27 protein-coding genes and 1 tRNA gene are annotated in these 25051 nt (G+C 61.5%); 8 read left to right on the top strand and 20 right to left on the bottom strand.

The features are described from left to right. Positions 1-317 precede the first annotated feature (317 nt). On the top strand, positions 318-2375 hold the full coding sequence (gene rpoD, locus BC363_RS02255) for an RNA polymerase sigma factor RpoD (protein ID WP_053248270.1): 2058 nt from the start codon (positions 318-320) through the stop codon (positions 2373-2375). Between the two features lie 192 nt (positions 2376-2567). Next, positions 2568-2861 carry a GYD domain-containing protein gene (locus BC363_RS02250; protein ID WP_065775058.1) on the top strand — a complete coding sequence of 98 codons (294 nt, stop codon included), beginning with the start codon at positions 2568-2570 and terminating at the stop codon, positions 2859-2861. 203 nt (positions 2862-3064) lie between these two features. On the opposite strand, the gene BC363_RS02245 is transcribed toward BC363_RS02250, so the two are convergent. After that, positions 3065-3478, bottom strand: coding sequence for a lysozyme inhibitor LprI family protein (locus tag BC363_RS02245; RefSeq protein ID WP_065786447.1), 414 nt, complete (start codon positions 3476-3478; stop codon positions 3065-3067). Between the two features lie 246 nt (positions 3479-3724). Between BC363_RS02245 and BC363_RS02240 the strand changes: the two genes are divergently transcribed. After that, positions 3725-4294, top strand: coding sequence for a transglycosylase SLT domain-containing protein (locus tag BC363_RS02240; protein ID WP_065786448.1), 570 nt, complete (start codon positions 3725-3727; stop codon positions 4292-4294). 18 nt (positions 4295-4312) lie between these two features. On the opposite strand, the gene BC363_RS02235 is transcribed toward BC363_RS02240, so the two are convergent. Then, a complete protein-coding gene (locus BC363_RS02235) occupies positions 4313-4765 on the bottom strand; it encodes a VOC family protein (RefSeq protein ID WP_065786449.1) in 453 nt (150 codons plus the stop codon). 241 nt (positions 4766-5006) lie between these two features. Here BC363_RS02235 and BC363_RS02230 point away from each other — a divergent pair, with 241 nt between their 5' ends. The 4 genes from BC363_RS02230 (at position 5007) to BC363_RS02215 (ending at position 7294) form a co-directional block, all read left to right on the top strand. After that, positions 5007-5360 (top strand): DUF1428 family protein, encoded by a 354-nt coding sequence (locus BC363_RS02230; RefSeq protein ID WP_065787004.1) that lies wholly within the window; start codon positions 5007-5009, stop codon positions 5358-5360. A gap of 110 nt (positions 5361-5470) precedes the next feature. Further along, positions 5471-5893: a secondary thiamine-phosphate synthase enzyme YjbQ gene (locus BC363_RS02225; RefSeq protein WP_065786450.1), complete on the top strand. Its 423-nt coding sequence runs from the start codon at positions 5471-5473 to the stop codon at positions 5891-5893. Between the two features lie 149 nt (positions 5894-6042). Beyond that, on the top strand, positions 6043-6447 hold the full coding sequence (locus tag BC363_RS02220; protein ID WP_065786451.1) for a ketosteroid isomerase-related protein: 405 nt from the start codon (positions 6043-6045) through the stop codon (positions 6445-6447). A 439-nt stretch (positions 6448-6886) separates the two neighbouring features. Further along, a complete protein-coding gene (locus BC363_RS02215) occupies positions 6887-7294 on the top strand; it encodes a hypothetical protein (protein ID WP_065786452.1) in 408 nt (135 codons plus the stop codon). Positions 7295-7789: 495 nt separating this feature from the next. Here BC363_RS02215 and BC363_RS02210 read toward each other — a convergent pair whose 3' ends face one another. Beyond that, on the bottom strand, positions 7790-8539 hold the full coding sequence (locus tag BC363_RS02210) for an SIMPL domain-containing protein (protein ID WP_065786453.1): 750 nt from the start codon (positions 8537-8539) through the stop codon (positions 7790-7792). A gap of 160 nt (positions 8540-8699) precedes the next feature. Here BC363_RS02210 and BC363_RS02205 point away from each other — a divergent pair. Next, positions 8700-8775: transfer RNA gene (locus BC363_RS02205), tRNA-Ile, on the top strand. A gap of 205 nt (positions 8776-8980) precedes the next feature. Here BC363_RS02205 and BC363_RS02200 read toward each other — a convergent pair. The 17 genes from BC363_RS02200 to BC363_RS02130 form a co-directional block, all read right to left on the bottom strand. Beyond that, on the bottom strand, positions 8981-9631 hold the full coding sequence (locus BC363_RS02200; protein WP_065786454.1) for a hypothetical protein: 651 nt from the start codon (positions 9629-9631) through the stop codon (positions 8981-8983). Positions 9632-9721: 90 nt separating this feature from the next. Beyond that, complete coding sequence (locus BC363_RS35005) at positions 9722-9895, bottom strand: hypothetical protein (RefSeq protein ID WP_161952425.1); 174 nt, start codon at positions 9893-9895, stop codon at positions 9722-9724. Then, on the bottom strand, positions 9895-10704 hold the full coding sequence (locus BC363_RS02195; RefSeq protein ID WP_065786455.1) for a DNA adenine methylase: 810 nt from the start codon (positions 10702-10704) through the stop codon (positions 9895-9897). The genes BC363_RS35005 and BC363_RS02195 overlap by 1 nt, the downstream gene beginning before the upstream one ends. A gap of 154 nt (positions 10705-10858) precedes the next feature. Then, entirely contained in the window at positions 10859-11875 is a 1017-nt protein-coding gene (locus BC363_RS02190) for a hypothetical protein (RefSeq protein ID WP_065786456.1), read from the bottom strand. 3 nt (positions 11876-11878) lie between these two features. Continuing rightward, a complete protein-coding gene (locus BC363_RS02185) occupies positions 11879-12100 on the bottom strand; it encodes a tail protein X (RefSeq protein WP_065786457.1) in 222 nt (73 codons plus the stop codon). Next, complete coding sequence (locus BC363_RS02180; protein WP_065786458.1) at positions 12097-12561, bottom strand: phage tail protein; 465 nt, start codon at positions 12559-12561, stop codon at positions 12097-12099. The genes BC363_RS02185 and BC363_RS02180 overlap by 4 nt, the downstream gene beginning before the upstream one ends. After that, positions 12558-14642: a phage tail tape measure protein gene (locus BC363_RS02175; protein WP_065786459.1), complete on the bottom strand. Its 2085-nt coding sequence runs from the start codon at positions 14640-14642 to the stop codon at positions 12558-12560. The genes BC363_RS02180 and BC363_RS02175 overlap by 4 nt, the downstream gene beginning before the upstream one ends. Position 14643: 1 nt before the next feature. Further along, the gene (locus BC363_RS35280) at positions 14644-14790 is read right to left on the bottom strand and encodes a hypothetical protein (RefSeq protein WP_202618516.1); all 147 of its coding nucleotides are present in this window, start codon (positions 14788-14790) and stop codon (positions 14644-14646) included. A gap of 17 nt (positions 14791-14807) precedes the next feature. Continuing rightward, positions 14808-15293, bottom strand: coding sequence for a hypothetical protein (locus BC363_RS02170; RefSeq protein WP_065786460.1), 486 nt, complete (start codon positions 15291-15293; stop codon positions 14808-14810). Between the two features lie 99 nt (positions 15294-15392). Beyond that, a complete protein-coding gene (locus BC363_RS02165) occupies positions 15393-15938 on the bottom strand; it encodes a phage major tail tube protein (RefSeq protein ID WP_065786461.1) in 546 nt (181 codons plus the stop codon). A 12-nt stretch (positions 15939-15950) separates the two neighbouring features. Continuing rightward, on the bottom strand, positions 15951-17207 hold the full coding sequence (locus tag BC363_RS02160) for a phage tail sheath family protein (protein WP_065786462.1): 1257 nt from the start codon (positions 17205-17207) through the stop codon (positions 15951-15953). Positions 17208-17370: 163 nt separating this feature from the next. Then, entirely contained in the window at positions 17371-17841 is a 471-nt protein-coding gene (locus BC363_RS33180) for a DUF4376 domain-containing protein (protein WP_210183660.1), read from the bottom strand. Positions 17842-18001: 160 nt separating this feature from the next. Continuing rightward, positions 18002-19405: a tail fiber protein gene (locus BC363_RS02150; RefSeq protein ID WP_065786464.1), complete on the bottom strand. Its 1404-nt coding sequence runs from the start codon at positions 19403-19405 to the stop codon at positions 18002-18004. 10 nt (positions 19406-19415) lie between these two features. Continuing rightward, positions 19416-22634, bottom strand: coding sequence for a DUF4815 domain-containing protein (locus BC363_RS02145; RefSeq protein ID WP_065786465.1), 3219 nt, complete (start codon positions 22632-22634; stop codon positions 19416-19418). Continuing rightward, positions 22634-23752, bottom strand: coding sequence for a phage tail protein (locus tag BC363_RS02140; protein ID WP_065786466.1), 1119 nt, complete (start codon positions 23750-23752; stop codon positions 22634-22636). Before BC363_RS02140 ends, BC363_RS02145 begins: the two co-directional genes overlap by 1 nt. After that, on the bottom strand, positions 23752-24636 hold the full coding sequence (locus BC363_RS02135) for a baseplate J/gp47 family protein (protein WP_065786467.1): 885 nt from the start codon (positions 24634-24636) through the stop codon (positions 23752-23754). The genes BC363_RS02140 and BC363_RS02135 overlap by 1 nt, the downstream gene beginning before the upstream one ends. Next, positions 24636-25034: a GPW/gp25 family protein gene (locus tag BC363_RS02130; RefSeq protein WP_065786468.1), complete on the bottom strand. Its 399-nt coding sequence runs from the start codon at positions 25032-25034 to the stop codon at positions 24636-24638. The genes BC363_RS02135 and BC363_RS02130 overlap by 1 nt, the downstream gene beginning before the upstream one ends. Positions 25035-25051: the final 17 nt, after the last annotated feature.

Here is a 25051-nt window from a genome sequence, read left to right as displayed (position 1 = left end):
GAGGCGATTTTTGTCGAATCGGGCGGTTTTTCAGCGGAAATGCTTGACGGGATCGAAAATTCTGGGAATCACCATTTCCAAGCAAGAAATGGCGAAATGACACGGCGGTTAGGATATCATGCCAGTAGTGCTTCAGTGGCAGGACTGTCGAAGCTTGCCCGCTTTGCCACGATCGCTATCGTGGTTAATCAGGAATTAAACATCATCCCGTTACGTCAGGGGAAATGATTCGGTGGCGGGTGCGCGGCGCACCCGGACCTTCGAGCGGCATTTGCACCGGGCTCACGCCGGTTGCGACAAGGAAAGCGACGAACTAAATGGCAACCAAAGTCAAAGAAAACGAAGAAGCTGACGTTGAACGCGAAGGCGCTCCGGACGGCCCGCTTCTCGATCTTTCCGATGACGCTGTCAAGAAGATGATCAAGGCCGCCAAGAAGCGCGGCTATGTGACGATGGACGAGTTGAACTCCGTCCTGCCGTCCGAAGAAGTCACCTCCGAGCAGATCGAAGACACGATGGCGATGCTCTCCGACATGGGCATCAACGTCATCGAAGACGAGGAAGCTGAAGAAGCCGCCGGCGGCAGCAGCGACGACGAAAGCAGCGACGACGACAACGACGGCGAAGGCGGCGAACTGGCCACCTCCGGCGGCACGGCGCTTGCGGCGACGAAGAAGAAGGAGCCGACCGACAGGACCGACGACCCGGTGCGCATGTATCTGCGCGAAATGGGTTCGGTCGAGCTTCTGTCGCGCGAAGGCGAAATCGCGATTGCCAAGCGCATCGAAGCTGGCCGCGAGACGATGATCGCCGGCCTCTGTGAGAGCCCGTTGACGTTCCAGGCGCTGATCATCTGGCGCGACGAACTCAACGAAGGCCAGACGCTGCTGCGCGAGATCATCGATCTCGAAACCACCTATTCCGGTCCCGAGGCAAAGGCTGCTCCGCAGTTCCAGAGCCCGGAAAAGATCGAGGCCGACCGCAAGGCCGCCGAGGAAAAGGAAAAGACCCGCAAGGTTCGCGCCGCCAACGACGACGACATCACCAATGTCGGCGGCGACGTCATGCCGGCCGAGGAGGAAGAGGAAGACGACGACGAGTCGAACCTCTCGCTCGCCGCCATGGAAGCGGAACTGCGCCCGCAGGTCATGGAAACCCTCGACATCATCGCCGAGACCTACAAGAAGCTGCGCAAATTGCAGGACCAGCAGGTGGAAGCCCGCCTCGCTGCCACCGGCACGCTGTCGCCGGCCCAGGAGCGCCGCTACAAGGAGCTCAAGGACGAGCTGATCAAGGCGGTCAAGTCGCTGTCGCTCAACCAGAACCGCGTCGACAGCCTCGTCGAGCAGCTCTACGACATCTCCAAGCGCCTGATGCAGAACGAGGGTCGCCTGCTGCGCCTTGCCGAATCCTACGGCGTCAAGCGCGACTCTTTCCTCGAACAGTATTCCGGTGCCGAGCTCGATCCGAACTGGATGAAGTCGATCAGCAACCTGGCCGGCAAGGGCTGGAAGGAATTCGCCAAGAGCGAAAACCAGACGATCCGCGACATCCGTCAGGAAATCCAGAACCTTGCGACCGAAACCGGCATCTCGATCGCCGAGTTTCGCCGTATCGTCTCGATGGTGCAGAAGGGCGAGCGCGAAGCGCGCATCGCCAAGAAGGAAATGGTCGAAGCCAACCTGCGCCTCGTCATCTCCATCGCCAAGAAGTACACCAACCGCGGTCTGCAGTTCCTCGATCTCATTCAGGAAGGCAACATCGGCCTGATGAAGGCGGTCGACAAGTTCGAATACCGCCGCGGCTACAAGTTCTCGACCTATGCGACCTGGTGGATCCGTCAGGCGATCACCCGCTCGATCGCCGACCAGGCCCGCACGATCCGCATTCCGGTGCACATGATCGAAACGATCAACAAGATCGTTCGCACGTCGCGCCAGATGCTGCACGAAATCGGTCGCGAGCCGACGCCGGAAGAACTGGCCGAGAAGCTCGCCATGCCGCTCGAAAAGGTCCGCAAGGTCCTCAAGATCGCCAAGGAGCCGATCTCGCTCGAAACCCCGGTGGGCGACGAAGAGGATTCGCATCTCGGCGATTTCATCGAGGACAAGAACGCGCTTCTGCCGATCGACGCCGCCATCCAGGCGAACCTGCGCGAAACGACGACCCGTGTTCTGGCTTCGCTGACGCCGCGCGAAGAGCGCGTCCTGCGCATGCGCTTCGGCATCGGCATGAACACCGACCATACGCTCGAAGAAGTCGGCCAGCAGTTCTCGGTTACCCGCGAACGTATCCGTCAGATCGAAGCGAAGGCGCTGCGCAAGCTCAAGCACCCGAGCCGCTCGCGCAAGCTGCGCAGCTTCCTCGACAGCTAAGGCGGCAGCCTTGCAGAATAAATGGCCGGGCAGATTGCCCGGCTTTTTCGTTTGTGCCTACGCCTTTGTGATTTCTTGTGAGGCCCTCGACCCGGGACTATACTCGCGCCTTTGGAGCAATTGGGGCACCCCGTCTAGGACGCGGGAGCAGTCGCACCGCGGGCGTGAAGCGTGCCTCGTTGGAGGTGTGAGATGACCACTTATGTCGTGCTCCTCAATTGGACAGAGCAGGGCGTGAAGAATGTGCGCGAGTCTCCAAAGAGGCTCGACGCGGCAAAGCAGGTGCTTTCCGACATGGGCGGCTCCTTCAAGCATTTCTTTTTGACCATGGGCGAATACGACATGGTGGCCATCTGCGAGGCGCCCGATGATGCGGTTGCTGCGCGTTTCGCGTTGACGCTCGGTATGGCCGGCAATGTGCGCACGAAAACGCTCAAGGCATTTCCCGAAGCGGCCTATCGTGAACTGATCGCCTCGCTCGGGTAGGCCAAGCCGAAGCGATGGTCCCAGGGCTGCGCTATTGCGCGGGCTCGACATGCCGCCTGTCACGATGACGCGACAGGCGGCTGCCGTTTACGGCGCCCCGTTTCCGGAGAGGATGCGGGCCGCACCGCGCATGGCGTCGCGAAAGGCGCCGGCAAGCGCGATGGCGAAGACGCATGCCCTCGCCATTTTGCTTCTGGCGGGCTTCAGTCGGCTGACGGCACGGGGCAACTGAGGTCGCCTTCCTCGCAGCTCAGATAGGTCTTGAAGTCCTTGACACGGTTCTGCGTCAAGCCATCCCGGCATTGAGCGACGATCATCGGATAGGCAGAGCCGTCCGCCACACCGGAACCGGAAAAACTGCACTCCGCATCGCGGAAGGCGATCCATGCCTTTTGTGCCGCAACCAGCAGCTTGGTCTTGTCCTGGTCGTCCTTCAGGCGTGCCTCGATCTGCTTGTAAAGGGTGTTGAGCTCGGTGTCGGAGGCCTTGAGCGCTTTGTCGGCGCATTCGTTCATCGTTGCCTGGTCGCTGGCATTGGCACAATCGTCGGCCCATGCGGCCGGCGCCAAGCCGGTCAACCCGACAAAGGTTGCAAACGTCAAAGCAGGAAATCGCATCTCTTCGCTCTCCTCGTTTCGCGCGTGCCGCCGTCGGCATTCCCGCGTTCCCGCGTGACCTTCGAAAACCTGCGGAATACCGGCGCGGCTGCCGTGCCCCAGCGCGCCGAGAATAGGTCAATCCTGAAACTTCAGATAGCAGAATCTTGAGAGATACACGCCACGCCCGCGATCACTCGCATTCGATTCAAAACCGATCCTTAACGTTTACGTTTTATCAATCTCTCGGAAACGAGAGGTTCGAAGATGCGTTGCGTTTTTGTCGTCGTCCTCCTGTTGCTGGCCGGTTGCGCAACGGTGCCGAGAGACACCCGGAACGCATGCGCGGTTTTCGAGCAGCGAGATGGCCTTTTCAACAATTGGCGCCGCGCCGCCTATCAGGCGGAGCGCGAATATGGCGTGCCCGTTCCGGTGCTGATGGCGACGATCTATACGGAATCCGGCTTCCGCCATAATGCCAAGCCGCCGCGGACCAAGCTGTTCGGCTTCATTCCCTGGACGCGGGTGTCGTCGGCCTACGGCTATTCGCAGGCGCTCGACGGCACCTGGGCGCGCTACCAGAGCGAAACCGGCCGCTGGACGGCGCGGCGCTCCGATTTCGCCGACGCCATCCGCTTCATCGCCTGGTATCACCGCGAAAGCGGCCAGCGAAACGGTATCGCCCTCAACGACACCTATCGGCTCTACATCGCCTACTATCACGGCCAAGCCGGCTATGCCCGCGGCAACTGGAGCGACACGGCCAGGAACGGCGCCAAGCGCGCCGCCGGCATGGCATCGCTCTATCGTCGCCAGCTCAACGGTTGCGGCAGCTGATGTAATATCAACCTGCGCTCAGCCGGCGGCTGCCTTTTCAAGCCCGGCGACGTCGATCTTGACCATACCCATCATCGCCTGCTGGGCGCGGCCGGCGCGCGCCGGATCGGGATCGCTCAGGTGACGCATCAGCGCATCGGGGATGATCTGCCAGGCAAGGCCGAAACGGTCCTTCAGCCAGCCGCAATGCTGCGGCGTGCCGCCGTCGAGCAGCCGTTCCCAGTAATAATCGACCTCCGCCTGATCGGCGCAGCGCACGAAGAACGAGACGGCTTCGGAAAATTTGAAATGCGGCCCGCCATTGAGCCCCATGAACGCCTGTCCCTCGAGTTCGAACGAGGCGGTGAAGGCTTTGCCGTCCGGCCCCTTCTTGATGTCGGTGACGCGGGCATTGCGGAAGATGGAAGTGTAGAAGTGGATGGCGTCTTCGAGCTGGTTGTCGAACCAGAGAAAGGGCGTGATCTTCTGCATGACGGTTTCTCCTTTGGGTGATGGTCAGTCCCAAGGACGAACGGAGGGCGGGCTTGCCGACAGGCGGTCAGGATTTTTTCGCAAAGCCGTGCGATGGGGCGCTCTTTTGCCGCGACGGGCCGTCCGGGAACGGCGGCGAGGGCACCACAACACGCATCATCCGGAAAATTCGCAGGCACTGTCGGAACCTTTCCATCCCGTTCGTCCTTTGGTGGTTGAAGCAACCGAGGAGGATATCGACATGAGTTACGTGGATGGTTTCATCGTTGCCGTGCCCAAGGCCAACATCGAGGCCTACAAGAACATGGCGAGGGAGGCGGGCGACGTGTGGATGGAGCATGGTGCGCTCTCCTATGCGGAATGCCTCGGCGACGACGTGCCCTATGGCGAGGTGACGTCCTTTCCCCGCGCTGTGCAGGCCAAGGAAGACGAGACCGTGGTCTTTTCCTGGATCACCTACAAGTCGCGCGCCGACCGCGACGCGATCGTCGCCAAGGTGATGGCGGATCCGCGGCTGCAGGGCGATGCCTGGAAGAATGTGTTCGACGGCAAGCGCATGATCTATGGCGGCTTCGAGGCCTTTCTTGAGAAATAGCCGTAGAACCTGGCAGAGCGCTTGGGCTTGACTTGGGGCGGCTTTTGCCGACCCGTTGGGGAGGAGGTGCGCGTTTTGCCGCCGCCGCCAGCCGAGGAGACGCGACGCCGATGCCGCAGACCACGATCGTCATTTCCACCCGCGGACAGGGGCTCTACGAGTTCACCGACGAGGCAGCCGAGTTCGTCCGCGCCAACGGCACGGGCGAGGGGCTTTTGACCGTGTTTGTGCGCCATACCTCCTGCTCGCTGATAATCCAGGAGAACGCCGACCCCGACGTGAAGCGTGACCTCAGCGAATTCTTCGGCCGGCTGGTGCCGCCATCCTCCGACCCGTCGATGCGCTGGGTGGTTCACACGCAGGAGGGACCGGACGACATGCCGGCCCATATCAAGGCGGCGCTGACGCAGGTATCGATCGGCATCCCGGTCAATGCGGGGCGAATGGCGCTCGGCACCTGGCAAGGGCTCTATCTCTTCGAACATCGCGACCGGCCGCACCGCCGCGAGATCGTGCTGCACCTTGGCCCCTGACATCCACCGATTGTGCTCTTGATCGCGGCCGCGCCTTGAAGGGCGCGGTCTGCCTTCCATATTCGTTAGGGGAGGGGGCGCGGAAGTGAATTTGCCCGCGCGTCGTCCGAAAGGCATGGCCGAACCCGCAATCAGCATCTGAGGCAGATATGACCGACGCGCAGACCATTGCCAGCCGCTTTATCGACGCATTGAACGACCGCGATTTCGACGCACTGGCGCGGCTGGTCGATGAGGATGTGGCGCTTGATTCGGTGACCGGCCAGCGCACCGTCGGCGTCGGGCCGTTGCGGGCAAGCGTCATGACCTATCTCCGGCATTTCGACGAAACCTACGGGGATGTCGTGCTGATGCGCGACAATTTCGGCCAGCGGATCGCTGCCGACCTGACGGCGCGCGGCACTTACCGCGAGACGCTGGAAGGGTTCCCCGCTGCCTCCGGCCAGAGCTATTCGATCCCGAGCGTCTTCGTGATCGAGATCGAGGATCAGTCGATCACCCGCATCAGCCACTATCGCAACATGCGCGCCTTCGAAGCCGAACTTTCCGGCTGAGCGACATCGACGCACCAAGGCCGCCCCAAAGAATCGTGTTGGTTCTGCCCCCGCTTGTCGCGCTCAGAGCCGCAATCCTGTGGTCCATCCGATCCGCTACAGCGCGTCGCGATCCTAAGGATTCGCTTGTTGCGCTTTAAGCTCTTGTTTTTGCGCATGTCGTTGTCGCAAAACCGCTGCGCACTTTTGCGCGACATGCTCTAGTTCACTGATATTGCTGTCGAATGTCAGCATTGCGCTTGCCGGCCGCGCGCCGCTGCGCCTCTCTCAAAAGTCGAACGAATCTTTTGCCTCGCGCCCGTTTTCGTCAGGTGCCCGCAACCTGAACCCTGCATGAATGTGCAGTTCCGCTAGCGTTCAGTTTCGCGCCGCTATTGTCCGATCAATCGCTTGGGACGGTGATTGCACATTGACCCCTTCAAGCCCTCGGAGAATGACCATGAAGAATATCCTCATCAACGCTGCCGCCGCCGTCGTCATCGGTTTGACCGGCCTCGTCGGTGCCGCCTCCACCGCTTCGGCAGAAACGATCGAATTCGGCTTCGGCCCGCGCGGCGGCGTCGATGTCCAGTATCGTGACTACGATCGCGATTTCGACCGTGGTTACGACGACGAGCGTGACTGGGGTCGTGACCACCGCGGTCGTGATCGCCACTGGGATGGTGGCCGCCGCAGCCGCTGCGCCCCCTGGATGGCCGTCGACAAGGCCCGTGACCATGGCCTGCGCCGCGCCTATGTCGCCGACGTCTCGCACCGCCGCATCGTCGTTGAAGGCAGCCGCCGCGGCTACCGCCAGACGATCGCCTTCGCCAACGTTCGCGGTTGCCCCGTTATCGGTCGTTGGTAAGCGATCGGCCGCTGGTAATCCAAGCCTTTTCCGTCCTGTCTCCCCCGGCCGGCGGAAATGCACCCCTCACGCCCCAGGCGTGAGGGGTTTTTCTTTGCCTGAATGAGGCGCGTAGGAACGTATCTGGCGGCTTGTCGACGTCCGCATCCCGCATGCGGTTGCGCGGACGTCGCTGAAGACTGCGGGTGACATGTATCGAGAGACGGCGCGAGACGGGGAAGAGGCGGCCCTGCCGTCGGTCGCCTTTGCTGCATAGCTCCTCAAATCGGAATCGATTTGAGGAGCTATGCAGCAAGTTTAAAGTGTTACAGCGTCCTTTGCGCGCCATATTTGACGCGCGGCGCTGTAAGCCGGACACAAAAGAGCCCCGCGCGGCTGCAACCGCGCGGGGCTTTTTGTACGTCCAATGCCTGTCTGAGCCGAGTGCAGTGTCAGGCAGGTCCGGTACCGCAAAGCCCGCCCACGATGTCGGCAGGCGGGCGCGACCACAAGCGGTTACTGCTTGATCGCGAAGGTGACGTTGACCGTGACGTTGTAGCTGTTTTCGCCGGTTGCCATCGGCACGCTATCGGCTGCGTATTCCTTGGCCATGCCGGCGCGCATCATCGGAACCGGCTCCGGACGGAAACCCTGCTCGGTGATGTTGACGATGTTGCCGAGCGAGACGCCGGCAGCCTCCGCCAGCACCTTGGCTTTCTCGATGGCGTCGGCAACGGCGGCCTTGCGCGCTTCGGTGATCGCGCCTTCCGGCTTGTCGTTGGTGAACTGGATGCCGCCGCCCTGGTTGACGCCGAGCGTTACCGACTTGTCGACGATCTCGCCGAGCTTGGCGAGGTCGCGCACGCGCACGCTGACGCCGTTGGCCACCTGGTAGCCGATCAGCTCCGGCGGGCGATTGCCGCCGTCATTGTTGGTCGGGTAGTTGTATTGCGGGTTGACCGAAAAGCCGCTCGTCTGCAGGTCGCGCTCGGCAATGCCGCCGTCCTTGAGTGCCGCCAGAACCTCGGCCATCGTCTTGTTGTTGGCGTCGAGCGCCTCGCGCGCGGTCTTGGCGTCCTTGACGACGCTCAGCTGCAGGATCGCCATGTCAGGCGCGATCGACGAGCGACCTTCGCCGGCAACGGTGATGATCGCTTCGCGCTCCTTGGCGGCATCCTGCGCGTGTGCGCCGGCAGCGGCAATTCCCGCAAAGGCGGCGGCAAAGGCAACGATGGAAAGCGTGCGGGCAGTGCGTGTGGAAGTCATTGGTCGTGTCTCTCCGGTTGTTTCTGTCCCTGCTGCTTTCATGCTTATCGATTGTGTGGGCATTGCGGCAATGACTTGTCGTCAAAAAGGTTTTCAGCTAGAGCCATTGCCGATCACGAACTGCCATTGGTTCGCGATGCCCGGATCTTCGATCCGGCGTGGGCCTGTAGCTCAATGGTTAGAGCCGGCGGCTCATAACCGCTTGGTTGGGGGTTCGAGTCCCTCCGGGCCCACCAGTCTGCCCATTGACATTGATTTTGCTAGGTTTTTGGCTGTTTTTGCCCCACATTTGGTGGGGTAGCCGATTGTAGCTCGCCGCGATTTTTCGGAATTTTGACACGAGAAACCGGAAAAACCGAAATTCCGATTCGCTGTCAAAAAGCAGCGTGACGTGTATTTGAAGGGCCTTTGAAGGTAGGATCTTCAAAGGAGCCGAGGTGATCAGGTCTCTTCCTTCACCGTCTTGGTGGTCTGGAAGCCCTGGGGCAACGGATGAAGCGTGTGGGGAGGGAGATTTTTTGTCACCTCTCCGAAAATCGCCTGCATCTTGTTTTGGTGCCACTCGGGGTTGGGCTTTTGGCCTTCTGTAAGTCCTTCAGCCACGAGGGTATTCCACCAGGCCCATTTAAGTTCCTGGAACGAATTGAAAGCCATCTTCGTGCTCTGTCCATCATCATGGTAGAGCACGAAGGTGGAAGGGATGTCTTCATCCCCTTCCTCCCAGCCCAGTGCGACTTGGCCTCCGTGCCAGAGGCCCTCATCGAATTCATAGTGTTTCGACGTGTTCGCGATGGCTCGACACATCGTTAGGCCCGGAACTTGAAGAGCGAGCTGATCTCGGATGAGTGCCCACTCGCCTTTGTTCCGGCTTGGGCACTTGGTTATCAAAACCCAATCGGTCAGGCTTGATGCGGCGATGCAAACGTTGATCGCAGCGTAGGCAAGAGGCTGCATTTCTTTTGGGTAGGCTCGTTGGATCTCCTCGAACACGTCGATGTCCCAGGCGAGCTTTTCCCACATCTGAAGAACGGTTCCGATGACCGCGGTGTGCTTGATGGCTTCTCTAGATCCGCCGTTACCACTGACACTCATTTGTCGTCCCGCCTCTCTTTCTAACCTCAGAGAGGATGCCGACGATTCGGTCCGGTTGTGAAGCGGCGAGGTAACGCCGCTGCACCATTTTCATTCGTCGACGTCGTAGACGTTGATAAGCCACCATTCGAGCTGTGCTTCGACGATCGCCTGAAGGTCATTCTTGTTGATCGTCAGTAGGTTCGGTTTTTCGTGATCCTGGAAGTCCCCGAAGTCGCTTGCCTCCCGTACGACGCGTTCGCCAAGGGTCAGGTTGCTCTCCATCAGTCTCTCTCTGTGATAATTAGTTCACGTGCGGCCACCCCCTTGCCGCCACCCACGGAGTAGGTCAACTCCGCCTCGTGGAAGGTGAAGCCCGCGAACGTTTCCCGAATCTCCGGAACGTCATTTATCGACAGGATGAAGCGCCCTTGAAGCCGCCTCAAACGATCTGCCAGGGCGGCAAACTGGTCGCGGCCGAAGAGCGCTTTGCCGTAGTCGTCCTCGCTGCCGAAGTACGGCGGGTCGAGGTAGGACAGCGTCCCCGGCCGATCGTAGCGATCGAGGAACTCCGACCAGTCGAGGTTCTCCAGGATCACGCCGGCAAGGCGCTCGTGAACGTCTTCAAGCATCGGCGCCAAGCGCGTCAGGTTGAAGCGCGCAGAGCGGTCAAGGCTGATACCAAAGTTCTGGCCGTTGACCTTGCCGCCGAAGGCAAGCTTCTGCAGGTAGAGGAAGCGAGCCGCTCGCTCCAGGTCCGTCAGGGTTGCCGGAACGCACGCCTTCAGGCGTTCGAACTCGCGACGACTGGTTATCTGGAATTTGAGCGTATCCATGAACTGTGGATAGTGCCGCTGCAGGATCCGGAAGAGGTTCACCACCTCGCCGTTGCGGTCGTTGATGACCTCGCTCTTCGGCGCCGCCGTGCGACGAAAAAAGACACCGCCCATGCCGACGAACGGCTCGGCATAGGTGGTGTGCTGGATGGTCGAGATCATCCCGACCAGGCGGCTCGCCAGTTGCCTCTTGCCGCCGATCCAGGCAGCCGGAGGAAGGGTAGGCGAAACCGCCCTCATATCTTCAATAAATACCATTTCAAAAAGCTCACGACTCAGTCACAGAGAGCCCGCCCTGCAGGGTACGGGTGCGACGGTTGTGCAGATGACCTGTCGGACGGGATAGAGCCGCGAACTTGACCCCGTCGTTGGTGCGTTGATCCGCACCGGCCGCCCGGTTGAGCGGGTATTCCTACTGTTTGCTGCCCTCCCGCATTCCGACTTCGACGGACATCGTCCAGCCGCCACCGTCTTCAAAGGAAATGGTGTGCGCGATCGACGCGGCGACCAGGTCGAGTGCGTCACGGCTTGCTCCGAATCCGGAAAGCCGCACTGGGGCGCCGGCCATCGCCTCATCGCTACCGTCCGTATCGAAGCTTCCGCTGATACTGCCGCGTGCCAGCTCTGCGCTCTGCGCCTTGCCGGCCAGCTCGGCTTCGTCCTCGCTGCGTGCGGGATGAAGGCCGAGGAAACGCGAAGCCTTGCCGCTCGACGTGGCATTGAAGAGTTTTTGAACGCCCTTTAAAGGGTCGAAAAACCCGGTTCCGACCTGCTGATACCGGCCCCGCCCTTCGCTGGCGATGTCGAAGGCGTGCTGGCTTTTGAAGGGGATGGTGATCGTCGGGAGTTGCCGACCGTTCGCGTTCTGCCCGCCGTTGCGTTTTGGCACGAGCAGCTTGCCGCCGGCGAACTTCAGCGTGCCGCCGAGTTCCTCGGCCAGCTCGTTGGCAAAGCCGCTAAGCGATTGGTTGAAGCGAAGTCGATAAGGCAATCGGACCGAGGCAATGTCCGGATGAATGAGTGCCTGCTTGCCGGCACGCCCAGCAAGTGACTGGAAGATTTCACCGGCGGTCATGTCATCGAAATGCTCGGTCTCGGCCGCCTTGTCGGCGTCAATGAAATCCGAGGCACGAGCCACGATGGTCATGACGTAGCCGCCCTCGGCGTCGCCTGAAAGCGCATCGCTTTGGTAGGTGAACTCGCCGGCATCGCGCAGCGGCTGGCCCTCCCAGCCATAGAGGAACCGGTAGCGCGTGCCTTCGGCCGGGCTGTCCTGAAACGGCGGGGAGACGGAGAAAGAGAACTCCAGCTCGTCGGCCTCGCCGCCGTCGACGTCGGTGTAGGTCACGGACATGAGCGACGAGGATGACCAGCCAGGAAACAAGTCGAGGCCGCTCTGGCCGATCACTTGAACGCGAGGTTTGCGCATCGTCTACTCCCAGGAGAGCACGGTTTTGGGAGAGGGCTCGGTCGAGATCGCCTCGGGGATACGGATGATCGTCCCGGCTGGCACGAAGCCGTCAACTATCTTTTCGGCAAGGCCGGGATTGACCGCAAGGAGTGCCTCGACGGCGCCGTCGCGCTCGCTTCGAAGCACCGCCTTAGCGATCCTATCCAGGCGCTCGCCGCCGAAAGGAACGGAGTAGCTGCTCATCGAAATGCTCCAAAGGATCCGACGTTGTCGCGGGCGAAGGCGCCGGCGGTCGACGGCAGCATGATCAGGCCGATGGTGACATCGATCTGCCGGCCGACGCCATCGAAGGGATGCAAGCGTTCCTCATCGGCCTCCAGAGACTGGATGACGCAGAGGCCGGCGGCCTGGCCGAGATAGTTTCCCTGCAGGCGGACGAGCGGCACAACAGCTTGCGTCTTGAGGATTGCGTCGAGGCGAGCATAAGCATCGAGGCCGCCGGTGACGTGCGGGAACGTGGTGGCCTCGATCGCCACGCTATGCTCGCCGATACCGGTGCGCTGGTAGGCAAGGCCTGCCGGTATGGCATGCGCCGGAAACCGGCCCTCGCGGGCGCTGGAGATGCGCTGCGGGTTCAGCCCGATCGTGTAGAGGATGGCACCGCCGATCGAGATCAAGGCACCGTGGTTTTGAAAGGCGCTCATGCCGACCTCGTGCCGGTGCCACCGAAGGTCCTTGCGGATGCTTGACGGACTGCGCGGTTTTGCTCGCGCTGGGCGCGCATGGCCGCCTGGCGGGCGTTCGGGCTGGAGATGTACTGCGTGACCTTCGTTGCGCTTGTCGTCGGCAGCGATGATTGCTTGCCCGAGGGGCCGGAGCTGCCTGCAGGCGGCAGGAATGACGGCTGGATTGTTGGCGTTGCCGTGAAGTTCAACGCGTCGCGCATCTGCGCGGCCTTTTCCCTGGCGATCGCGACCGCTTCGTCGCCGGCGGCGTTGAGCTTCTGGTTATAGCCGTCCATCGCTTGCTTGGCCGCGCCCGATAGATCGCCGCCGAGCTGCTGTTCGATCGGCCGGCGCTCCGGAATCGGAATGAAGTCCTTGCCACGGCTCTTGCCGAGGTCGCCGCCGGCGCCGGCGCCCTGCGCGTGTTCACCCGCCTGCAGCTCGGTCCGCAGTCGCTGAATTTCCTGCTGGATCGTGACACGCGCGGCCGACAGCGGATCAATGTCGCTGAATTTGGGTTGCGGCATGCCGCCGAGCTGCCGTTCGCGTTCCCTGATCTGCGCGCGCAGGTCTTCCAGATCCAGCGATTTCAATCGCGCGGCTTCGGCGCGAGCTGCCTCCTGGCGGGCGAAATCCGGGTTCACCACGCTAACCGCGCGGTCGAGGATCGGACCAATGACCTGGTCGTAGAGTTTGCCGACCTGGTCGCCGGTTGCCTGCATGGCCGAGCCTCGGCGGTCGGCCTTTTCCTGCGGCGTCGAACTCAGGAAATCATAGTCAGCGTCGACGGTGCCCTTGCTCTCGCCGAGGATCTGTCGAAGGAACTCGTTGTACTTTTCCCGGTTGTTGAGCAGTGGCGCCAATGCGGCCTTGGCCTGTGCGTCGCCAAACAACTCGCCGACCTTGAAGGTGTCACCCTTTGTTAGTCGCTGCACCTCGTCCATGAGCGCGGTGAGGTAGGGGACGCCGTCCTTCTCTGCCTTCTCTCGCAACTTAGGAAGGCTGACGCCCTTCTCCTCAAAGTTCTTCACGGTGTCGGGTGACGAGACCTTGCCGAGGATGTTTTCAAGGTTCGTGGCCGCCTGGTCCTGGCTACCGGCGCCCATGCGAACAATCTGCGCAAGCGCGACCAGCTCAGCCGTCGCGCCCAGGCCTTGCCGGCCGGTGCCAGCATAGAGCGTCGCCAAAGCGGGGAAGCGGGCAGCCATAGCGTTGACTTCGAAGCTACCGAGCTTTGATCCTTTCGCCATCATATCCAGGGCGGCGGGAACCTCTTCGTTTTTGACGCCGAGGTTCTGCTGCACGGCAATGACTGCCTGCGACATTGTCTCCCCCGTGGCGTCACCAGCCTTGGCAGCCTTCAACGTCGGGTCGAGAATGGCCTCCTGCTGGTCGAGGCCGAAGCCGGCCGCAGCATAAGCTTTGCGCGCAGCATTGACGCCGGTCTGGTCGACGCCGTAGCGAACCGACAGCCGTTCGTTGGATTTGCCGATCTTCTCGATCGCTTCCGGTGTCCGCATCTCGGCCGTGACGGCGACGGAGGCGACGTCGCGGTTCAAGCGGCGGAACTGTTCGCCCAGGCGCGTGACGCCACTGATGATGCTATCGACCGAGGCGAAGGCCATTAGGCCGCCGAAGGCAGCACCGACATTGGTCTTCAGGAAGCCCATTGTGCTGGAAAGCTCGCTCGCCGGCCGGTTGATCCGGCTGAACTTGCCGGCATCGACCTTTCCAAGCCCATCCATCTCACGGCGAAGCTGCCCGATCTTCTTCAGCGCTTCGGTGCTTGCAGCGCCGATCGCCCGGATTTCCTTTGCCGCCCGATCGGCCTTAACCGTGCCGAGCTTTCGCGCCGACCGGTCGAGTTCGCGCACCTGCCGGTCGCTGGAATTGGCTTGCCGGCCGACCTGTTGAACTTCGCGGCCGAGCTTCTCCGCGCCCCTAACGTTACCCAGCTTCTTCAACGAGCCGGTGAGTTTCTCGGTGTCGCCTTCGGCTCGTTTAGCTTCCTTCGAAAGATCATTGACGAGCCGTAGACGGAGCGAGACGTCGATCGTCATTTCATTCTCCGAGTTTCAGGGGAAGGAGGAGGCCGAAGGTTTCCGCATGGATCCGGCGCGCCTCTTCGTGCCAAAGCAGCACCTCGTCCCACCAAAGAGCCATCACGGCCGGCAGTGGTGTGTGCAGATAGGAAGCGACCGTTGCCACGTATGTTCGCCAAAGCTTCAGGTCGCCGCTGGCTCGGCGTCCGGCCGGAGTGCGAGGGGCAAAAAACTGTAGGCCGCATCGGTGACCAGGTCGCCGTCCTCATCGATAAGACCGCGCAGAACCGACGCAGACAGGCCGGTCATCACCGCATAGACATCGAACGTGGTGAAAGGCTTGTCGGCGTGCTCCTGAATGAAGGTGCTAACCTGGCCGATCGTCAGGCGTTTAATGGTGACCGTCTCGACCAGTTCGCCGTTGAAACGGAACTTGTGAGCCAGCTGAACCGTCCTGATGTGGTTGCTGCCGACGAAATCAAGAATCGCCTCAGATGCAACAGGCCCAGCGGACGAGGCGAACTCTTCGACCGTTACGCTCGGGGCGGAGGTCGAGCTTTCCGTATTGTTCAGCTCGCCCCACATTTCCTGCGGCGGTAGCGGGATCTCTTCGATTTCGACCTTGGACAGGTCTTTCAGGTCTATCGGGGTTTCGATCTTCGCTTTCATGTTTCTCTCCTCATTGATGCAGTTGGCCGGCCGCCCCACCGCTGCAGCCGGCCGTCAACTCGCGCCTGTCGGTGGGCGCGCTCGGGCATTTCGGGCGGCCTATGCCGCGATCAGGCGGTTGTGCTCGGCGGTGTAATTGACACCGTCGATGATCAGCGTGTTGTTTTGGATGTCGAACTTGTGGATCGTCTTGCCATTGAAAAGGTCGTGGTAGAGGACGATCGACGACCAGCGCAGCCGGGTGGCGCCCGAGGACTTCATGCCCTTGACGCTCGCCTGAGCGTAACTGGTGAGCAGCCCCTTGAGGAAGACGACGCGACCCTTGAGCTTCGGTCCAGTGGCCGCCTCGGTCTCACCGGTGGACGAGGCTGGGAACACGTCGAGAAGGTTCTCGTAGTAGACCAGCGTCGTCCAATCGCCCGGCTCGCGGCCGAAGCGGCTCTTCAGATCCTCGTGCACGCCGTTGACCGTCATCTCGGCTGTCAGCGGGTTGATTTCGCCGGGAAGCTCCAACCCGAAATAGCCGCCGCCGAGGAAAAAGGTGCTCATCTCGCGGCTGAGTTCGGGAAGGGTCGTTTCGTCGACGCGCAGGCGCTGGTTGATCTCGCCGCAATACCAGTTGGAACCGCGAATAATGCCGTCCATTTCAAGTTCTCCTTACGCCGTGACGCGGACGTTGTTGAGGCCGAGCTGGCTGATCGACGCGGCGATCGCAGCTTCTAGGGCGTCGAATGCCTCCGGCTGCGGTTCCGTGTAGATCTGCAGGTCGACAAGATCAGGGGTTTCGGCGAAGCGCGTCTTGACGCGCATGGCACCGCCTTCGAGCAGGCTGGCCGGGTTCAGCGCCTTTGACCAGATCACCTCGTAGTCGATCAGCGCGCCGAGCGTCACCAGGTCGGAAAGGAACTGGTCGAGCGCCCGGAAGATCAGCGAGACCGTGTGCGGCGTGATGTCCTCGGCCATGTACTGGCGCAATGGCCGCAGCATCGCCTTCTCGATCGCGCGGCGCGTCCGGATGCGCTTGATCGACCGCCAGGACTTGACGGTCGGGTCCGTCGCCGTGGTGAAGGGAGCCCAGAGCAGCTTGCGCTCGATAACAGTGCCGACGCCGTTCTGGTTCAGCCAGTTTGCGTCCGACGACGTGTCGCCGTCCGTGTACCCGACCGGGACGGTGGGACCGAGAATGCCCTGCAGCGGCCGGTTCCAGAACGCCTTGTAGGGATTGCCGGCCTCCTTGTCGCGCCGGATCATCGCGCCAGCAACGTGAGGGGAAATCGGCCGGGTGACGTTGCCGGCACCGAGGTTGACCAGGACTTGCGGGTAGCACGCCACGACGTTCAACGCGGTCGCAAAGTCGAGCGCCCAATCGCGTGCGGCCTCTCGATTGGTGACCGGGGTATCGGCAAAGACGATGCAGTCGATGATCCGACCGGCAATGGTCGCAAGCGTCGTCGTCACCGCGTTTGCAACATTGCCTACCCTCTGCGAGGTATAGCCAGGCGCAAGCAAGCATCCCGGCTCCAGGCCGGTATGGCTCTTCGCGTCGAGCAGCGCCCAGGCGCCGGTCTTGGACGCGGCGGAGCCAACAATCGAGTTGATTTCCGCTTCAAGCTTCAGCGCCGGGTCCGTGAGCGTCGAATGCTGGGTGCGGACGAAGGCGATGTCGGTAACGATGCCCTCGGATGCAATCTGGTTGACTGTGTCCAATGCCGTCCCCACTCCGAGCTTCGTCGCCAGCTCGGCGTTGTCGGTCGAAAGGCGAACGGGTTCGTTGAGAGGAAACGCCGCATTATCTGCCAGCGGCGCCGGCAGCACGAGACCAATGACGGTACTGTCGCGCGTGTCGATCTTGGCAACGGTGGAGCGGAGATCCGAGAAGACGCGGACGCCGACGAAATCGGTGGTTCCAGACATGGGCCATCCCTGAATGATAGGAAAATCAAGTTCGGGATGAACGTAGCGGGAGCCGCAATGCGAAAGGGGCTGACAGATGTCAGCCCCTTTCTTGTCCGATGGAACACGCCATAAATGACGGCTTTGTGAGCCGTTGTCCAGATGCTTTCAAATCCGCTTCAAATCAGGGCCAGTAGAGGCCGTTGCTTGCGTAGTCGGCCGGGATCGGCGTCATGTCCTTCAAGGCGCGTGCCGCGAAGATATGGGCCTGCTTGTGCGCCATGGCCGCCTGACCGAAGGCGAACATTGTCTGCGCATCCATCGGATGGGTGCTGTTGTCGGTTGCGATCCAGACGAAATCACTGTCGCCGCCGTGCCAACGGAGATTGCCGGCCGCGGCGCCGGCGACGATCGCCGCCAGAGCCGCCGTCGACGCGCCCGCGATGTTTTCCCGGTCATCCGGGCGCGTCTGATAGGCGACACCGCCATAATCGAAACCGCTGTCGATGCGGCGGTCCCGCTCCGCATCGACAGCGGCGGCAGACACAGCCGCCGGGGCCGGTGGAGTGTACGGGGTTATCGAGTAGCCCGGATTGTCTGCGAGCCATTGCCGTATGACCAGGTTGACCCCGATATCGCGACCCGGTCGAGACATGTACGGCCCGGAGATTTCCGAACCGTCCGGCAGTGCGATTGTGCAGTCCACCCAATAGGCGTCCGCCTCATCGGTAGCTTTAACAGAATGAACCGCAGTTACCTTAGGCTCGATCTGTATAAGCTCCGGTTGGTTTAATTGCTCTGTCATGTAAGCCTCCTTAGCCGATGCGCTGCGCTTCGACGTAATCGTTGCCGATGTGCCCACAGGCTCGCCACAGGCCATCCAGTGCGGCACCTGCCTGCGACTGACCTACGACACGGAAGTAGCGATCGTCAGCGCTAGACAAGGCCGGGCTGATCAGACTGTTGCGGTTGAACTGCACACCATTGGTGTAAACCGCGATCATCGCGCCAATCGGGTACCCCGTAGCCAGGTGCGAAGACTGGTTGTTCCACGCTGCCTTTTTACCAAGGGCGTCATGCAGGGAGATGCCGTAGACGCTCATTCCAGAGCTACCGGGCCAGACGATGTTACCGTCGTACTGGAAGCGGGTCTCAGCCCCGGCTTGACCGAGGTAGATGTGGTTCGTGGCGAGGATACGCCCGTCGCGCGTGTCGAACGCGATGCGCGTGGTGTTGTCCATCGAGCAGCGAAGACCGATGCCCCACCACGAGGTGATGAACATGTTCTGCGTTGCGAGGGTGGCAGCATCACCGTTGCCGGGGAGCAGACCATGTGTACTGGTACTGTCGGTGTGGATACCGTGTGGCGCATATAGACGGTTGAGATCGAACCACGCCTTACCGTCTGCTTCGTACCTCAACAGAGTAGTCCAAGACCCCCCATTGTTTGTCGTCTTTTGCAGATGGTAGCGCCCATCGGCCCCGTAGTAGTGTCGATGCCCGAGCTGCGCACCGGACCAAGCTCTGCTTTCAACGTTGTCTGCAGAGCGGTCGCCGTTAATCTCTAGGAGATAGCCGGTCCATTGAAGCAGACCGCTACCTATCGCAATCAGTGCGTTTTGGTAGGCCCCGCTCGTGTCGTACATCTGCAACCGCATCGAGCCATCTGTATGCTCGTGATACAACAGTCCGCGATTGACGCCGACATTCGATCGATACCAAAGGTGCCTATTACCGGCACTATCGATGTGAATGTTGCCGCTGGTGGCGAACAGGGCAGGAACAGCGAGGTCGCCGGACATTGTGTCGCCGGCCTTGGCGACCTTACCCCCTAAGGCAGAACCCAAACCGGCAATATCGCTCTGCGCGTGACCATGCGCGCCGATCGCGGCAGCAGCCGAGGACGGCGTCCACGTGCCGTCAGCGCGCTTGACCAAGACGTAACCGACCGGCGCATCGGTCGCCCCGTCGACATCGGTCAGATCGTCATACTTGAACGTCTTGCTCGCCGCCATCTTGGCGTTGAGCGCATCGGTCAGGCCGGTGATCTGCTCCATCGTATGGCCGTGCCCGTCCGCCGCCTTGCCGGCGACGGCTTGGGATATCGCCCAGAGGATACCGTCGAGCTGATCGAGGGTAATCCTCAGCGTCAAGAACTCGTCATTGACGTTGCGGGCTTCATCCGGCTTTTCGAGCTCGTAGTGCTCTGTTTTTGCCATGTCTCTATCCTCAGAACACGCCGGCGCCGAAGTCGCCCGCGATCAGCCGCGCGGACGGACCGCCGGTTGCGGTGATTTTCAGTCGCACTTGCCCGCCGGAGACCGGCGAAGCCTGATATTTGCGCTCGGTCCACAGCGGGAACGACAAAGCCTCGGTTGAGGCCAAGGGCAGGCTCTGCCACGCACCACCATCAATCGAATACTGGACCGTCAGCGCGGCCCCACCCGGAAGGAATGACTTCAGGTAGGACGTGATGCGGACGTTGGTCCCGAGCGTGAAGGCGCGCGTAACGTATGTTGCTTCCGTCAGGATCTGGCCGGCGATGATCTCGACCGGCGCAAACAGCGTCGGCGAAAGCTGCTCGGTTCCCTTCAGGATCGCCCGAAGCTGCACGGTCTCGGTCAGGAACTCGGTCAGCTGCAGCAACTGGAACGGCAGCAGGCGATAGATCGTGCCGTTGGTCCGCTCGATTTCGAACAGAACCGAGCATGCCGCCGAAGGCAATTCGACCGCCGCCCGGATCTGAATGTCCGAGCAATTGACCAGATTGATAGAACCGAGCGACACCGTTTTCGTCGTCGCTGTATACTTGGCCGCAACCACCCGGAACGACAGCGCCTCGTCCTGATGAGCCGTCCATGTCTCGGCATTGACCGAAGAGAAGCGCGGCCCGGTCACATAGGGATGCGCCGAAACATACTTCTGGATCTCCGGATCGAAGCCGCCAAGCTTGGCGAGCGAGACCGAGTGCATGTTGTCATCGGTCTTGATGACGAAGGCCGACAACCGATCCGGCAACGTGGTGACCGGCAGAGCATAGCGCGCCGACTTCCAGCCCGTACCGACGCCGGCCATGCTGACGGCAGACTGCGCGACGATATCGAGCGATGGATAACCGTTATCCGTGGTCACCTGCTCGACCAGCAGCCCCTTGGACTGATCGCCGACGTGGCAGATGTGGAAATCCACGCCCACGACCTGACGAGCCGTCGAAGGCATGAACACCTGCGCTTGCGGATCCGATCGGCCGCGATCTTCATTCTCACGCGGACGAAATGGCGTCGGCCGGGTAGCCGGGCGCGGATCGACGACCTGTTCCCGCGTCCAGTTGTTGACCGTGGTCACGCGCCGCATGATGTCGATCTCGATCGTGCCGGCGCCAGTGAACATGGCGACGGCTTCCTTGCTCGCCACGCCCTTAGCAACAACGATCTTCGTGCCAGCGGTGACATTCGCCGGGATGGCGAAGCTGCCAGTGATCTTGCCGGTCCCATCGGCCGTCTGTGTGCCGGGAGGCTTCACGTTGACATCGTCGAAGGTCAGGCTTTGCAGCTGCTCGCCGGCGCCAAAACCCTTAATCTCGAACTGGACGGTGATCGGCCGAAGGAATTCGGCCTGTTCCGATCGGCGATCGACAACGTCTTCGCTGACGGAAGTCGTCTGCAGCGGTCCGTTGACCGTCGTTCCCATGTTGACGTTGACCGTCTGCGCCGAGAGCCATTGCGTTTGGCTTTCAGTCCAGAAGTCGACCGCCGGATTGAGCGCAAGGCTCGCCGGCAAGGGCGTGAAGTTGGCATAAGGATTGATCTTCTCGCAGGCCGTCTTGAGGCCCTGCGTGATGATGACCTCCTCGACATAGTCGAGCATCACCGGACCGGCCAACGTCGCATAGTGGAAGGTCGGAACGATCGCCAACTGCAGCATGCTACGGCCGATCGCCGCCGTCTGGGTAACACCGCTATCGCGATAGCTGTCGTCGGTGAACGGATCGACAAACATTCCCTTTTTGGCGACTGGCTCGCGCGAATCGATACCGCTCTTGAGGCGCTCAAGCTGGATCAGCCGATCGTGATCGACGATCCGGTTGAAGTAGCGCCAGATTTCCGAATAGGGAACGGACCTCACGCCGTCGTTGACGACGGCCGGCTTGTTCATCCAATCGTTGGTGATCGTCGCCAGCGCGAGAACGTCGCTCGGAACGATCGGCGCGATCGGGTTCGAGCGGGCAGAAACGCCCTTGATGTAGACCGGGCTGCCCTCGACATTGAGGCCGAGGACATCGACGCGGGCCATCTTCTGCGTATAGGCGATGATGATGTCGCCGCCAGTTGCACCACCAGACACCGTTACCGTGCGATCCGTCTGCGCCGTTGCGCTCACGGATGCGCGATAGCGGTAGGTGACCTGATAGGTTTCACCCGCCGCCGGTTCCGCGCCGGCAGGCGCCCAATCGACCGTATTGCCAGTGCGAATGTAGTCGCCGCCCTGATTGTAGGTCGTACCGCCCTTCACGACGCTGACGAGCTGCACGACCGAGGTGTCGGGCAGACCATCGGCACCATGCGCGATCGCGCCACGCGTGATCGTGACCGTCTTTTCCTTGGTCAACAGGATCGAGTTGATCACGCCGATCGGAAACTGGTCGACATTCACGGTATGCGAGGCACCGCCGGGATAGGTGTGGGTCTCGCCCGGGATCGCCACCTCGTCCCAAGCCTGTGGCTCGGCGTGACGCAAGGCAACATAACGAGTGCGCTTGAAGCCGCTGATGTTGGCTTCGCCCTGCTCGATCGAGAACACTTGCGCGCCAGCCTGCGCCCCAAGCGCGGTGACCGTGCAGCCCGAAACAACATAGTGGCCGTGGACACGGTCATAGACCGCGATCGCCTGCATCGCTGGCTCAAGGATCGACGGGCCGGTCTGATCGAGGATCACTCCATCCTGCAACGTGTAGACCGAGAAAAACGAACCGCTTCCGCCGTCCGACGCGTGCGCCCAAGCGATAGTGACGATTTCGCGGGCAGCGCCCCGCTCGCCTTCCGCAAGCGAACCGGGAACAGGTCCGAGAAGGTCCGGGTCCTGCTCATGCGTCAACCAGCTCTTAGCCAGGCGCACGCCGATTTCCGTGCGTCCGGTCATGGCGACGCCAGTCAGGACGGCATCGGCGACCGGGAACACGTCGCCGGCGACAAAGATGCTGCCCGAGGTCAGCGTCACCGTGCCAGCCGTAACATCGACGAAGGCGTCGGCGCGCTCGATCCGGTCGCCATCTTTGGCAACCAGACGGCCGAGGCGGTTGTGCCGGCCGCGCGCGATCGTCTGCAACTCGTTCAACTCGGCGCTCTGCAGGAACGGCCGATCGCCGTAGAACACGACGGATTGCTGTTCGGGTTTGCCGGCCGCCCGGTCATAGGCGTGTGGCAAGCCGCTTTCGTGTGGATTGGCCATTAGAACCTCAGCATGATTTTGATCTGCTCGCGCACGGTGGCGCGAAGGGGAATAGAAACGGCGGTCGTCGCGAACTCGACGCCACCAACAAGCCCCCCCGGAGCGAGCCAAAGCCGCCCCGAAGGGATTCCGTCAGCAACGGACGCACCAACGACCAGACTGCAGGCCGCGGCGGTATCGCCTGACGCATCGTCGAAGTCGGTCATCGCTTCGATGTAGACCTGTGTGCCGCCGGCCTTAGGGACATATTGATTCCCGGCGAAGCGATACGGCCCGGCGAAGGTCTGCGAAACCGCCCGAACCGCACGGCATCGCCGGTATCCGATGAGCTGGCCCGCCCCATCACGAAGCGCGACGTACAGAGCACGCGTCGAAAACCATGCCGCCATCAGCGCCTGTCGCTGAGTGACCGCGTTGCTCGACCACGGAAACGTTGCGGTCGACCACGGATAGTCCATGTCGATCCAGAGTAACGACGTTTCCGCCGGCGGCTCGATCCAGTTGCCGATCGCAAGACCTTCGGCCTCGGTCAGCAAATGCTCGATCTCGCGGGTTCTTCCGAAGGACCAGAGTGTGCCTGCTGTCGTGACGGCCACACCACTTTCGCGCTCAAGCAATGTGTCGTCGAGCCGCGAACGGTCCAGCTCCACCGCGCCGGCATCGTATTGATAGACGCCTCGGCGCAGTTGGGAGCGTTGGGGAACCGAAAGGCGAGAGACGCCTTCAACGCGCCCGAGATCCGGATCGTCTACGGTGGGAAGACTAGCGAAACGCAGCTGATAGCTGTTCCACCAATTGCGTCCGGACCAGGCTTCCTCAACGGAAGCGGAATAACCGATCCAGCTAAGGCCGCGGGCGATCGCATCGAGGCTGCCGCGAACGCGTTGCCATTGGATGCCTTCGGCAAGCACGTTGTAAAGGTTGGGCACGTAGGGCGTCAGCTCACCGAGCCCGTATTCGTAAACGAGCCAGGGCAACGCCGTCGGCAAGGGGTCGCCGCGCTTTGCGGTCGAGATAGCCCTCGCTCCGGAGGTGAGGGTTGCCCACTTCTCGGAGAGCGAAGCCTCCAGCGCGGTCTCGAAGAGACCTTTGTTACCCGGCTGGAGTGAGGTCGCCATCAGAAGCCTCGCCCTTTGAAAGCAAGGGCAATCGTTCCAATGGAGATTGCTTGCGAGGGCGCGACGACCTGGTCAACTGCCGGGCTGGTCGCAACGACCTTCTGTACGCCGGAGATCATGAGCTGCGCAGTCCACCAGCTTACGGGCAGATCGCGGCCGAGCGTGCGGGTGTTATCCCAGGCGCGGCGCAACGCATCTTCCATGCGGGTTAGCGTTAGCATGTCAGCGTCTGGTAGGAGCCAAACGTCAGCTGCAAGATTGACAGTCAAGCGGACGGCCGAGGAGACCACAATGGTATCGTTGACCATGCGGACGCCAGCGCTCTGCAGGGCCGTGTCGACGACCCCGAGCAGCTCCGCCGAGGCGATGCCGTCAGCCGAGTTCGAATAGATAGCAACGTTGATCAGTGGGCTTCGACCCTGTGTGTAGACCACAACGTCTTTCACCCGGACGTCGGCGCCCATCGCCACGGATTTGTAGCGCGGTGCTGTTCCGCCGGTAGAGCGGCCCTGTATAGCGAGGATGACCCGGTAACGCAGCCGTTCGTCGTCCTCACCGATCATCCGAACGACGTCATAGAAAATTGCCAGATGGTCGAGGTCGCTGCTGGTAGCAAACGCCAAGAACGTAGCCCGGACTGCATCGTTCACACGTGCCCGCAGGAGCGTCTCACGATAGCTTTCCGCTTGAATACCGATGACAACCGGGTCGGTCTCCAGCATTTCTACGTCATATGGCGGAAGGTCCATCCCACCATTCGTCAGGCGCACCGTGTGCCAAAGGTCGGCAAATTTCTTGTTCTGCCGATCGACGATGGCGTCAAAGTCCAGGTCTTCCAGCACGGCCGGACGCGGCAAGGTGTCGAGGTTTGGAAGATCAGACATCAAGCCCCCTTCTTTTCTAACGGTTTAGCGGGAAGCGTGAGCGGCACGGCGATATCAAAATTGCCAAAGCGTCCTTCGGGAAAGTAGAGGCCCGCATGGCGCAGGCCGAGGGCTCCGCCTTCGGTGAGCATCACCAGCTGGAGCTGAGTGACCACATATTCCGGCTCGAAGCGGGCGGCCGAGGCAACCAACTCATTATATATGAGGAGCGCGATCGCCGGCGTCAGATCCTCGCCGAGCAGGCTGCGCAGGTCGGAGCCGAACTCAAGGCGCATGACGCGCTCGCCGAGCCTGGTCGACCATATCTTGTCGAGCGACTGCGCAAGGTGCGCGACGCCGGAGATCCGGGCGCCGGTCAAAGCGTCGATGCCGCTCCTGTATCTGATCGCTCCCGCCATCTTTGAGGTCCCTTAGA

The organism is Ensifer sp. LC384 (assembly GCF_001695865.1).
In the GTDB taxonomy this organism is placed as follows: domain Bacteria; phylum Pseudomonadota; class Alphaproteobacteria; order Rhizobiales; family Rhizobiaceae; genus Ensifer.
Note: the sequence above shows the minus strand (reverse complement) of the source record. Positions and strands in the feature narration are given on the sequence as shown.